The organism is Streptomyces torulosus (genome assembly GCF_001419765.1).
Lineage (GTDB): Bacteria > Actinomycetota > Actinomycetes > Streptomycetales > Streptomycetaceae > Streptomyces > Streptomyces torulosus.
Genome location: NZ_LIRK01000541.1, coordinates 260 through 12,524, shown reverse-complemented (window position 1 = coordinate 12,524; position 12,265 = coordinate 260). Strand labels below are relative to the sequence as shown.

Annotated in this window: 11 protein-coding genes; 4 read left to right on the top strand and 7 right to left on the bottom strand. The window is 73.0% G+C overall.

The features are described 5' to 3' along the window. Positions 1-141 precede the first annotated feature (141 nt). Positions 142-798 carry a TetR/AcrR family transcriptional regulator gene (locus AOK23_RS32470; RefSeq protein ID WP_055716131.1) on the top strand — a complete coding sequence of 219 codons (657 nt, stop codon included), beginning with the start codon at positions 142-144 and terminating at the stop codon, positions 796-798. Positions 799-835: 37 nt separating this feature from the next. On the opposite strand, the gene AOK23_RS32465 is transcribed toward AOK23_RS32470, so the two are convergent. From AOK23_RS32465 to AOK23_RS32440, 6 genes are all read right to left on the bottom strand, one after another. After that, positions 836-1,990, bottom strand: coding sequence for a thiolase family protein (locus AOK23_RS32465; protein ID WP_055716130.1), 1,155 nt, complete (start codon positions 1,988-1,990; stop codon positions 836-838). Continuing rightward, complete coding sequence (locus tag AOK23_RS32460; RefSeq protein ID WP_055716129.1) at positions 1,987-2,412, bottom strand: Zn-ribbon domain-containing OB-fold protein; 426 nt, start codon at positions 2,410-2,412, stop codon at positions 1,987-1,989. The genes AOK23_RS32465 and AOK23_RS32460 overlap by 4 nt, the downstream gene beginning before the upstream one ends. A gap of 19 nt (positions 2,413-2,431) precedes the next feature. Continuing rightward, a complete protein-coding gene (locus tag AOK23_RS32455; RefSeq protein WP_055716128.1) occupies positions 2,432-3,550 on the bottom strand; it encodes an acyl-CoA dehydrogenase family protein in 1,119 nt (372 codons plus the stop codon). Continuing rightward, positions 3,547-5,991, bottom strand: coding sequence for a putative PEP-binding protein (locus AOK23_RS32450; protein WP_240496665.1), 2,445 nt, complete (start codon positions 5,989-5,991; stop codon positions 3,547-3,549). The genes AOK23_RS32455 and AOK23_RS32450 overlap by 4 nt, the downstream gene beginning before the upstream one ends. 210 nt (positions 5,992-6,201) lie before the next feature. Further along, positions 6,202-6,834: a hypothetical protein gene (locus tag AOK23_RS32445; RefSeq protein WP_240496664.1), complete on the bottom strand. Its 633-nt coding sequence runs from the start codon at positions 6,832-6,834 to the stop codon at positions 6,202-6,204. Between the two features lie 94 nt (positions 6,835-6,928). Further along, on the bottom strand, positions 6,929-7,816 hold the full coding sequence (locus AOK23_RS32440) for an enoyl-CoA hydratase/isomerase family protein (RefSeq protein WP_055716125.1): 888 nt from the start codon (positions 7,814-7,816) through the stop codon (positions 6,929-6,931). Positions 7,817-7,933: 117 nt separating this feature from the next. On the opposite strand from AOK23_RS32440, the gene AOK23_RS32435 reads away from it, so the two are divergent. After that, complete coding sequence (locus tag AOK23_RS32435) at positions 7,934-9,151, top strand: acyl-CoA dehydrogenase family protein (protein ID WP_055716124.1); 1,218 nt, start codon at positions 7,934-7,936, stop codon at positions 9,149-9,151. Here AOK23_RS32435 and AOK23_RS50620 read toward each other — a convergent pair. Then, on the bottom strand, positions 9,033-9,338 hold the full coding sequence (locus AOK23_RS50620) for a hypothetical protein (RefSeq protein WP_240496670.1): 306 nt from the start codon (positions 9,336-9,338) through the stop codon (positions 9,033-9,035). The genes AOK23_RS32435 and AOK23_RS50620 overlap by 119 nt on opposite strands. A gap of 449 nt (positions 9,339-9,787) precedes the next feature. Between AOK23_RS50620 and AOK23_RS32425 the strand changes: the two genes are divergently transcribed. Together AOK23_RS32425 and AOK23_RS32420 are read left to right on the top strand one after the other, a co-directional pair. Continuing rightward, positions 9,788-10,198, top strand: coding sequence for a hypothetical protein (locus AOK23_RS32425; RefSeq protein WP_055716122.1), 411 nt, complete (start codon positions 9,788-9,790; stop codon positions 10,196-10,198). A gap of 127 nt (positions 10,199-10,325) precedes the next feature. Beyond that, positions 10,326-12,265, top strand: a 1,940-nt coding sequence (locus tag AOK23_RS32420; protein WP_240496669.1) for an FHA domain-containing protein, incomplete at its 3' end; no start/stop codon positions are given.

Here is a 12,265-nt window from a genome sequence, read left to right as displayed (position 1 = left end):
GATGTCAAGTATGCCGGTACCACGGCGCTTCGGCGGCCCACGCATAGCAGGAATTATGCGATCGGTAGAGTCGAGTTACTGGATAGCATGGTCAGTAAACAGGGACCACGCTCGCGGGTTCACGGCAGTCGGCAGGGGAGCATGATGGCCACCACCAAGAACGGCAAGCAGCCCGCTCACCGGCCTTCGCGACGGCAGCACATCATCGACGCCGCCGTGCGGGTCTTCGGCCGCAACGGTTTCGCGGAGACGAGCATCCAGGACATCGCGGACGAGGCCCAGGTGGTTCCCACGGCGGTCTACTACCACTTCGACGGCAAGGAGGAGCTGCTCGAACTCGCCATGCGCCGGGTCTTCGACCAGCTGAACGCGGTGGTGGAGGCGGCCCGTCCGGAGTCCGAGCCGGGTGACGCCGAGGGACTGCTGCGCGTCATCGACGCCGTGTGGGACTGGGTGGAGCAGAACCCGGACGAGGCTCGCCTGTACCAGGTCCAGATCGCCTCGGCGAACGGCAACGTCAAGGTCCTGCGCGACGAGTTCGAGCAGCGGCACATCCAGCGTGGCTACGACTATCTGCCGGAGGGCACCACGCGCGGCCCCCGGGCGGCCAAGGCCCGCCACGCGGCGCAGGCGCTCGCGGTCCGCACGCTGATCAGCACCACCATGCTGGTCACGGCACTGCGGGCGGAGGGAGGACCGCTGTCCCAGCTGCCCCCGCAGGCCGTCCTGGAGGCGGTCAGGTCACTGGCGCTGCGCATTGTCGCCGCAGACCGGAAGCCGACCACGGCACAGCGCTGAGACGACGGTGCGCACGCCCCGCACGGCGATGGGGCCCTCACACGGTCAGGACCGAGCAGGCGCTGATCCCGGGCGCCCCGTACACATGCGTGAAGCCCACCCGGGGCGCATCCGGCACCTGCACGCCCGGCGCGCGGCCCTGCAACTGCCGTACCACCTCGTGGAACTGACGCAGCCCCGAGGCGCCCACGGGCTCCCCGCCGGCGAGGCATCCGCCGTCGGTGTTGACGGGGATCCGGCCCGTGGGCTCGGTGTCCCCGCCGGCCAGCAGCTCCTCCTGCTCGCCGTGCCCGCACAGCCCGGTCTCCGCCAGGTGGACCAGCTCCGAGCCGCTGTCGGTGTCCTGCAACTGCGCCACGCGGACGTCAGCGGGCCGGACCCCCGCCGTACGAAACGCCGCCTCGGCGGCGTCGACGCTGGGGCTGCGGTGCGGTCCCGGCGGCAGCCAGGGCGAGAACACCTCGAACGAACCGAACCGCCGGGTGCGGAACGCCAGCGAGGCCAGCCTCACCGGCCGTTCGCACAGGTCGAAGGCGCGGTCGACGCGCGCCAGCACCAGAGCCGCCGCACCTTGCCCCGGCGAGCAGAACATGTACTGGGTGAGCGGCGGACTGACCTCCGCGGAGTCCAGGATCTCCCGCTCCGTCAACGCCTTGCGCCGCCATGCCAGGGGGTGGTGCGAGCCGTTGCGGAAGGCGCGCGCGGCGACCGCCGCCAGCGCCCGCTCCGAGATCCCGTGCTCGTACAGGTACCGCCGTGTCTTGAGGGCGAAGAACTGGGTCGTCAGCATCATGCCGGTCTCGGCGTACCAGTCGCCCAGGCCGTAGCGGGCCGCGGACACATGGAAGGCGCCCCGCTCGTGCTTGTCGAAGCCCACCGCCAGCCCCAGGGACGCCTCCCCGGCACGCAGCGCGGCGGCCACCGTGAGCACGGTGGAGGCGCCGGTGGCGCAGCCGTTCTGCACATTGACGAACGGCACCCCCGTCAGGCCCAGGCGGCCCACCAGTGTGTCGGGTTTGCCGGACACGTCGGAGCCGCCGGCCGCGTAGCCGATGTCCTCCCAGGACACCCCGGCGTCGGCCAGCGCCTCCCGCACCGCGCGCTCGGCCATGTCCATCCCGGTGACACTCTCGTCCCGGCCGAAGGGATGCATCCCGCAGCCGACCACGTAGACGTCGTCGGTCCGGCTCATCGCTCCCCCTCCTCCTCGTCGTCGGGGCGGAACGCGAAGGTCAGCACCTCGGTCCCGTCCTCGTCGTGGTACGCGGGCACCATGGCGAGCCGGACCGGCAGCCCGATCCGTATCCGCGCGCGGGGAACCGCCAGCCGCCCCTCGACCAGCAGCTCACCGAGGTCGACATAGCCCACGTGATAAGGCCGGTGACCGCCGGCAGGCGGCCGGTACGGCGGCTTGGGCGGGAACGCCTGAAGCGTCCACGACCACACCCGTCCCCGCACCGGCAGCACATGACCGGACATGGACCCGTCCGGGCATCGGGGGCACGAGTCCTGCCGGGGGAAGACGACGGTGCCGCATCCGGAGCAGCGCGCCCCCGCGAGACGCGGCGGGACCACACAGTCGAACAGCGAGTCGTCGATGAGTCGGGTGGTCATACCGGTACCGCCTTCCACGTCACCAGCTCAGCAGTCCGGCCAGCCGTTCCCGGTGAAAGGCCGCGCCGCCCAGCAGGGCGGCGTCGGACCGGGCCCGCCGGAAGTACAGGTGCGCGTCGTGCTCCCAGGTGAAGCCCATGCCCCCGTGCAGGTGGACGCACTCGGCGGCGACGGACACGAAGGCCTCGGAGCACCACGCCTGGGCCACCGCGGCCGCCTCGGCCAGCGCCCTGTGCGAGGCGGCCGCGTCGACGGCGCGCAGCACCGCCGACCGTGCGCCCTCGACCTGGAGCAGCATGTCGGCGCAGGTGTGCTTGACCGCCTGGAAACCGCCGATCGCCCTGCCGAACTGGGCACGGTCCCGCACATGGGCCACGGTCATGTCCAACGCGGCCTGGGCGCCGCCCAGTTGCTCGGCGGCCAGGGCGACCAGGGCCACGTCCAGGGCCCGGGAGACGACGTTCGCCCCCTCGCCCCCGGCGGTCAGCGCCCGGACCCGCGCGCCGGAGAAGGTGACCACGGCCTGGCCCCGGCTGAGGTCCAGGGTGGGCACTCGGCGCACGGTGACGCCCGGAGCTCCCGGATCGGCGAGGAAGAGGTCCACGCCGTCGGTACCGGCGGCCGCCACGACCAGCGCCCGGGCATCGCCACCGTCGAGGACGAACGGCGCCGTTCCGTCGGCGACGGGGGCCCCGCCCTGCCAGGTGACCGTCACCGGCACGGCGTCGGGACGCCATGTCCCGTCGGGTGCCGCGACCGCGAGGGCGTGCACCGCGCCCTCGGCCAGCTCGGCCAGCGTCCTGTCGGCCGTACCGCAGCCGGCCAGCACCTGTCCGGCCAGCACGGTGGAGGACAGCAGCGGTACCGGTGCCAGTGTCCTGCCCAGTTCCTCGCAGACCACGGCGATCTCGGCGAGGCCGCCGATGCCCCCGGCGGACTCGGGCAGCCCGAGGGCCGCGAGGCCCACCCGCCGGCCGAGGGTGTCCCACAGCTCGGCGTCGACACCGGGGGAGCGCTCGGGCAGTCGGCGCACCGCCGCGGTGCCGCCGACGTCCGCGCACACCGACCGTACGGTTGTGCGCAGGTCGTCCAGTTCGGTGTCCGACAGGGCCGGCCCACCGGTCACGGTGCTCGTCATCGTGTGCTCCCGCTCTCGTCGTGCCGCTCGCGCGGGGCACTGTGCGCCGCTGCCATCCGGGCCACCGGCACCCGGTGCGGGGAACAGGACACGTAGTCGAGGCCGAGGCCGTCGCAGAACGCGATCGACTCGGCGTCCCCGCCGTGCTCCCCGCACACACCGAGCTTGATGCCGGGCCGTACGCCGCGCGCCCGCTCGGCGGCCAGCGCGATGAGGGCGCCCACCCCGTGCGGGTCGAGCCGGGCGAAGGGGCTGGCCGTCAGCAGGCCCCGCTCCTGGTACCCGGCGAGGACCTGGCGCTCCACGTCGTCCCGGGAGAATCCGTAGGTCAGCTGGGTGAGGTCGTTGGTGCCGAAGGAGAAGAACTCGGCGTGTTCGGCGAGTTCACCGGCGAGCAGCGCGGCCCGCGGAGTCTCGATCATCGTGCCGAGCCGGTACGGAACGACCACACCGGTGCGGGCGGCGACCGCGTCGGCGGCCTCCCGCACGTACGCGGCGGCGACCGCAAGTTCCTCCGCCATGCTGACCAGCGGGATCATCACCTCCAGCTCGGGCCGGACCCCGGTGGCGGCGACGTCCGCCCAGGCGGCGAAGAGCGCCTCGGCCTGCGCCGGGTAGAGCCGCTCGTGCAACAGCGCCAGCCGCACCCCTCGCAGCCCGAGCATCGGATTCGCCTCGCGCAGCGCGGCGGCCCGCTGTTCCTCACCCGCGTCCGAGGCGTCCCCGGGGGCGGGCAGGAACTCGTGCAGCGGAGCGTCCAGCAGGCGCACGGTCACCGGCCGGTTCCCGACCGCGGCCAGCAGCGCCCGGAAGTCGTCGTGCTGAGCGTGCTCCAGCGCCGTCAGCGCCTCGTCGCGGGCGGCCGGATCGGCGGCCAGGAGCACCCGGCGGATCAGCGGCAACCGCTCACCGAGGAACTGGTGCTCCGTACGGCACAGCCCGACCCCCTCAGCCCCCAGGGCGACGGCGGTGCTCACCTCCGCCGCACTGTCGGCGTTGGCCCGCACGCCCAGTCGGCGCATGCCGTCCGCCCAGTCCAGCAGGGTGGACAGTTCGGGTGGCGGTGCGGCGACGCTGACGCTCAGACGTCCCGCGTAGACGGCGCCGGTACGGCCGTCCAGGGAGACGGCGTCGCCCTCGCGCAGCGCCCGGTCCCCGAACCACACGGTCCCGGCGGCCCGGTCCACGCGCAGCCCGTCGGCGCCGCACACCGCAGGCCGGCCGGCGCCCCGTGCCACCACCGCGGCGTGCGAGGCGATACCGCCGCTGCCGGTCAGCACGGCGGCGGACGCCAGCATGCCGGGGACGTCCGCCGGGGTCGTCTCATGGGCCACGAGCACCACGGGGGTACCGTCCGCGCCCACTTCCAGGGCGCGCTCGCTCGACAGCACGATCGCCCCGGCCGCCGCGCCCGGGGAGGCGGCCAGCCCCTTCACCAGGAGCTCCTCCTCGCCGGTCAGCCGGAGCCGGGGGTGCAGCAGCTCCTGCACCTGTGCGGGGCCGATCCGCAGGACGGCCTCTTCGGGGCCGAGCACCCCGTCGCGTGCCAGGTCGGCGGCGAGGCACACCGAGGCCCGCAGCGGCGGCCGTTGCTGCGCGGAGGCGGCGAGCAGGGAGATCTCGTCGTCACGCACCTCGAAGTCGACGGAGACGGGCGCGTGCAGATGCCGTTCGAGAGTGAGCAGGGCATGCTCCAGCAGAGCCCTGCCGCCCGAGAGCCGGTCCAGCGGTTCACTGGTGTGCGGCGGCGGGGCGCTGCGCCGCACCCCCCGGAAGAACGATCCCTGTGGAGTAGGAAGGCCGGTCTCGGGATGGCGGCTGACCGCCGTGCCGTAGCCGGAGCGGTCGGCCGGGCCGATCCGCAGCGCCTGTACGTGCAGGGCGATGCCGAGATCGGCGGGAAGCCGCTGCGCCTTGCGGGATCTCCTCGCGCGCGGTGAGTCCCACCGGCGGAGCACGGCTCGGGCGGCCAGCGCGAGCTGTTGGGCCGGGTCGTCGGGGAAGGGCCGCGAGCCGTGCCGCGCGGTCACGTCCAGCAGCGCTTCGATCCGCGTTCGCGGGTCGGGCGCGTCGAGGACGGCGTCGTCGAGCATCGCGGCGGGCACGTCGAGGGCGTACTCGGCGATCATCCGAACGGCGGCGGCCGCCACCTCGTGCAGCGCGTCCGCGCGGCCGATGACGGCGCACAGGGCGTCCATGCTCGCGACGGTGACGCCGAGGCAGGCGAGGTCGGGCGGCAGCCCGGCGATCTCGGTCGGGGCACTGGCCGACAGGCGCAGCAGCAGCGGGCGGGCCGCGTCGCCGATCCGCCGTCCCGAGAGCTGTTCGACCAGGTCGACGGCGGCTTCCGCGGTGCCGGGCTCGCCCAGCGACGCGGAGGTCCCGGCCGGCACGGTGAGCCCCGGCACGACCGGCAGCCCCAGAGCCACCAGCCGGTCCATCGCCGCACCGTGCGCTCCCAGCTCGTCGGCGCCGAGCCCTCGGATCCGCCCGTGCCCGTAGGGCACCAGGATCCGGCCGGGGACCTCGCCCGGCCACCGGGGAAGCCGGGGGCCGGGCGAGGGACGCCTCGGTCGGTGCGGGGGGAGCCCCGGGGGCCGTGGGAGGCGTGTGCGGATGGGCGAGCGGACCCGCCTCGCGGTCGGTGACGCTCAACCCCGGCTCCCCGTCACCAGTTCCTCTTCCCGGGCCTCGTCCTCGGCCCGGCTGATCCCGAGCACGAGCAGCAACTCCTGGTGCAGCCTCATCCACACCGTGTGGTACGAGTCGCACAACGGCGAGGCCAGCCACTTCACCTCGCCGTCGTCGAACCGGTCGAGGGCCTCCTCCAGCTCGCCCAGATACCGTCCGCCGCCCTCGAGCACCTGCTCCAGGCGGCGCAGCACCGGCTGGATGGCCTCGTGCACGTCCTCCAGCGACTCGCGCACCCCGGCGTCGTAGACGCTGTCGGAGTGGTCGTTGGCCGTGCCGTCCGGGCGGCACTGCCAGGCCGTGCACACCTCCCGGATCTTCCTGTTGACGGGCAGGAAGGCTTCGTACGCGGCGGTGATCCGTTCCTCCTGGGGCGATCCCGGCGCGACCCGCAGAGCCTGGGAGGCGACGGCCTTGGCCCGCTCGGTGGGGAGCACGAGCGGGCCCTTCACCATCGCGAGTCCGGCGTCCGCCAGGGGCCGGTACTCCGCTTCGGGCCTGCCGCGCCACATGCCACGCAGAACGAGGTCGACGACCGCGTCGGTGAGCGTCTCGTCGGGAGCGTCGGGAAGGTCCACGGCAGGAGAATGCATCGCCACACCTTTTCCCCGGTTCTGTGGTGACCGGTTCCTCGGTTCTGTGTTGCCCGGAGGTTACGCTCAGGGCAGCCTGTTAGTGAAGAGGGATTCAAGAAACACTTTCGGGTTCCCTGGCCCTGCCGAGGCTCTCGTCCGTCCCGGCGCCGTCCTCGGGGCGGTCCCGGGGGCGGTCCCGGGGGCGGTCCCCGGCGGCCCGCTCCCGGGCGGCGAGGAACGCCGCCATGCGGTCCTGGGCGTCCCGGCCGTCCGCCAGGGCGGCGATCTGCCGCGCCTCCTCGGCGAGCCGGCGGCCCAGGTCCTCCCCGGTGCCCTGGCGCAGCAGGCGCTTCGCGGCGCGCAGCGCGTCACCGGCGCCGGCGGCGAGCCCGGCCGCGGCCCCGTACGCGGCCGAGTCCAGCTCCTCGTCGTCGACGGACCGGGAGACCAGGCCCCACCGTTCGGCGTCGTCCCCGGTCAGGACCCGGTTGGTGAGGATCAGGTCCGCCGTCCGCCGGAGGCCCACCAGGCGCGGCAGGAACCAGGAGGCCCCGCAGTCCGGTGTGAGCCCGACATCGGTGTACGCCAGCCGGAACCGTGCGGACCGGGCCGCCAGGGCGATGTCGCCCACGAGGGCGAGGCCGACACCGCCACCCGCGGCGGCACCGCGTACGGCCGTCACCACCGGCACGGCCAGCTCGTGCAGGGTGAGAATCGCGGCGTGTGCGGCGGTCGCCACGGCGTGCACATAGGCACCCGTCCCCTCGTCGAGACCCGCGAAGGCGCGCAGGTCACCGCCCACGCAGAAGGCGCCGCCCGTGGACCGCAGCAGGACCGCGCCGCCGGGGTCCCGTGCCACCCGGGCCGTCGCGTCCCGCAGCGCCTCGGCCATCCCCAGATCCAGGGCGTTGGCCCGCCCGGGCGCGTCCAGTGCCAGCTCGACGACTCCGTCGGGGTGGCGGACCACCCGGACCGGTCCGGTGCTCAACGGGTGGCTCATGACACGTCTCCTGTCGTCTTCCCGTCGCCGGGGCCTCCCGGCAAGATACTGAAGACGCTATACAGTTTCTAGGACGCGACGGGACCCGATGCCCGTAGCCCGTCGGCGGGAGGTCCCGTGCCCATCCAGTTCGATGTCGATCCGACTGTCGCCCGACTCGCCGCGACCACGTCCGCGTTCGTACGCGAGGTGGTGATCCCGGCGGAGCTGGCCTGCGGCGGGTCCGTCCACGACGGCCCGGAGGATCTGCGGCAGACCCTGCAGAAAGCCGCCCGTGAGGCCGGTGTCTTCGCTCCCCACGTGCCGACGCGATGGGGCGGCCACGGTCTCGACCTGCGCGGACAGGCGACCGTCTTCGAAGCCGCGGGCTACTCGCTGCTCGGCCCCCTGGCGCTGAACTGCGCGGCCCCGGACGAGGGGAACACCCACCTGCTGGAGCAGGTGGCCACCGACGACCAGAAGCAGCGCTATCTGCGCCCGCTCGCCGCCGGCGAGACCCGGTCCTGCTTCGCCATGACCGAACCGGCACCGGGCGCCGGCGCCGATCCCCGCGCCCTGCGGACCGTCGCGACCAGGGTCCCCGGAGGATGGCGCATCGACGGGCACAAGTGGTTCATCAGCGGGGCCCGCGGCGCCGGCTTCGCCATCGTCATGGCCCGCACCTCCGGCGATCCCGGCGATCCGGGCGGGGCCACCATGTTCCTGGTCGACGCCGGGACTCCCGGCATGCGCATCGTCCGGGACATCGAGACGCTCGACGAAGGGCTCTTCGCGGGACACAGTGAGATCGTCTTCGACGGGTGCGTGGTGGGGGACGAGCAGGTGCTCGGCGCGGTCGGGCAGGGCTTCGCCGGTGCCCAGGTGCGGCTCGGCCCCGCCCGGCTGACCCACTGCATGCGCTGGCTGGGAGCCGCGCGCCGCGCCCAGGACGTCGCACTGGAACGGGCGGGCAGCCGCCTCGCCTTCGGTGCCGTCCTCGGCGACCTCGGAATGGTGCAGCAGATGCTGGCCGACTCCGAGATCGACATCGAGGCGAGTCGCGCGCTGATCCTGCGTACGGCCTGGGAGCTGGACACCGGCTCGGCGTCCGCCGCACAACTCACCTCGGTCTCCAAGACGTTCGTCGCGGAGGCCGTGTACCGGGTGGTCGACCGGGCGGTGCAGATCTGCGGCGCGCTGGGCATCTCGACCGCCGACGCCCCCCTGGCCCGCCTGCTCAGGGAGGTACGGCCGTTCCGTATCTACGACGGCCCTTCGGAAACCCACCGTTTCGCCATCGCGCGCCGCGCGGTGCGCCCCTACCGTCGGCCGGTCCCGGCTCCGGCCGAGGCCTGACGAGCGTGATCACGTCGAACCCGGCGACGGGGGCGGATCCGGTGGCCTCGTCGACCGGCTCCACCCCCGAACGGGCGGTGTCGTGGTGGCCGTCGACCGCCTTGCCCGGCGGCTCCTGGCCATCGGCGTTCCGGGCCTCGAAGCAGCGGGCCACGGCGGTCTCGTACCGGTCGGACTTCGTGGGCATGATCGTTGAACCGTTCATCGAGGACATCCGTATGGGACGGGGGACGGATCCGGAGCCTTCGCGGCCCCGCTCCTGATCCGGCACCGCGACGATGCCCCGCCGTACGGGAGGGTGTCGATTGCTCCGGAGGTCATGCCGAGACCTCGGAGGCCATGCCGAGAGAGCCCCGGTCGGAGGGCTCGTCGTATCGTTTCGGCCATTCGCGCGCTCGCATATGCCAGGAGACTGGCTGAATTGGCATGGTGACAGAGCGTCAGGAGTGGCGATACTCGAGTGACAGGCGATTGAGTCATGAACAAAGCGGGCCTCTGTGCGCGTCCATGACGTCACCGTGCGTGACATTCGATTGCCTGGCGCGCACGACCAGCAAGTCTGTGAGGCGAGAACGGGTCCGTACGGCGAGCGGGGCCGGGCGGCGGTCGACGGCGGTGCGATCGGGGGAGCTGAGGGTGCACGACGAATTCCTGTGCCATGTCACCGCGTACGGGATGTGCGGCGGACAGCGCGTCGGAGTGCCTCTGGGGACCTACCGTGCCCCCACCCTGGCGCTGGCGCTCTGGTGGATGCGCGACCGCGCGTTATGGATCGCCGAACGCCTCGACCCGCGCCCCGAGAACCCGACCTTCCCGCCCAACTCCGTGGTCCCCGTGGCCGACACCGTCCCCGACGTGCCGAGCATGCTGCGTGCCTGGTCCGCCGACGGCGTCCAACAGGAACTGGTCGCCGAGGAGTTGGCCGCCGGGAACCTGGTCCGCATCGCCACCAACGACGACACCACCGAGTACGAGCTGCTCGCCGAGTCCGTCGACGCCGTCCGTATGCAACGGATCGCCCAGCGGATCGCCACCCCCGCCGCCTGACCTCTCCCCGTGCGGCCCGGACCCGGCCTCTCGAACGCCCCTGCGGCGCGCGGCCCCCGTCCCCTGAGCGCCTCCGCCGTCGATCTATCGGGCGCGCATATGAGGGCGAATCGGTAGAATTTTCGGCATGGCAGAGCGGTCGATCGCACCGACTGCGCCCGCACTCGTGCTGGAGACCGAGTCGGGCTCCACGGTGATGACCCCGAGCCACGAGTACCACGTCGGACGCGACCCGCTCAGCGAGATCGTGCTCGACGACGACCGGGTCTCGTGGCACCACGCGGTGCTCAGGGCACACGACGGCCACTGGACCATCGAGGACGAGAACAGCACCAACGGCACCTACGCCGACGGCCACCGCGTCCGCGAATGGGACGTGGGTCCCGGCACCGTCATCCGCTTCGGCAGCATCGAGGACGGGCCGCGGGCCGTTCTCACCGGACTGGCCCCCGTCCGCCCCTCCGGCGTCTTCCAGCCCGCCTCGACCGGCACCTTCCGCCAGCCGACCAGCGTCCGCCCCCTGCCGGCGCGGACCGTCCGCATCGGCCGCGCCGCCGACAACGACCTGGTCATCGACGACCTCGTGGTCTCCCGCCGGCACGCCGAACTGCGGGCCCGCCCGGACGGCACCTACGAGATCGCCGACCTCGGCAGCCACAACGGCACCTACCTCAACGGCCGTCCCGTCGACAGCGCGCCGGTCACTCCCGGTGACATCGTCGGTATCGGTCACTCCGCGTTCTGCCTGGTCGGGGACGAGCTGCAGGAGTACGTCGACACCGGTGAGGTCTCCCTCGACGTGCAGGAGCTGACCGTCGCCGTCGACCGCGGCCGCAGGACACTGCTCGACAAGGTGGCCTTTCCGGTCGGCGAGAAATGCCTCCTCGCCGTCGTCGGCCCGAGCGGCGCCGGGAAGTCCACCCTCCTCAACGCCCTCACCGGCCAGCGCCCCGCCGACAGCGGCACCGTCCTGTACGACGGCCGTGACCTCTACCGCGACTACGCGGAGCTGCGCCAGCGCATCGGCCTCGTCCCGCAGGACGACATCCTGCACGCCCAGCTGACCGTCCGCAGGGCCCTCGTCTACGCCGCCGAACTGCGCTTCCCCCAGGACACCGCGAAGGCCGAGCGACAGGCACGCGTCGACGAGGTGATCCACGAACTGGGCCTCGAACAGCGCGCCGACCAGCCGATCCACAGCCTCTCCGGCGGCCAGCGCAAGCGCGTCAGCGTCGCCCTGGAACTGCTGACGAAGCCCTCCCTGCTCTTCCTCGACGAGCCGACCTCCGGCCTCGACCCCGGCATGGACCGCTCCGTGATGCACATGCTGCGCGGCCTCGCCGACGACGGCCGCACGGTCATCGTCGTCACCCACAGCGTCCTCAGCCTCGACGTCTGCGACCGCCTCCTCGTCCTCGCGCCCGGCGGCAAGGTCGCCTACTACGGGCCCCCGGACGACACCCTCGCCTTCTTCGGCTTCGAACAGTGGCCCGAGGCCTTCGAGGCGTTCGAACGGGACCAGGACCGGGACTGGGCGGGGGAGTACCGCGACTCTCCGTTCCACCGCCAGTACGTCACCGCGTCCATGAGCCGCCCGTATCTGCCGGAGGCGGCGCCCGTCGACGTGGCCCCGCCGCCCAAACCGCAGAGCTGGGGCGCCCAGCTCGGCACACTGGTGCGCCGGTACACCGCCGCGCTCAGCGCCGACCGCACCTTCCTCGCCATCATGATCGCGCTGCCCTTCGTCATGGGCGCCATGGCCCGAGCCCTCGCGGGCAGCGAACTGGACCGCGAGACCGCCATGAACGCCCTGCTCATCCTGTGCGTCGGCGGCGTCCTGACCGGCGCGGCCAACGCCGTACGGGAACTGGTCAAGGAACGCGTCATCTACCAGCGGGAACGCGCCGTCGGCCTGTCCAGATCCGCGTATCTGATGTCCAAGGTCGTCGTCCTCGGCACGATCACGGTGCTCCAGGCCGTCGTCCTCACCCTGGTGGCCCTCCTCGGCGTCGACCTCAACGCCCCCGGCGGCGAAGGCGTCCTGCTGCCGCCGCTCGTCGAGATCAC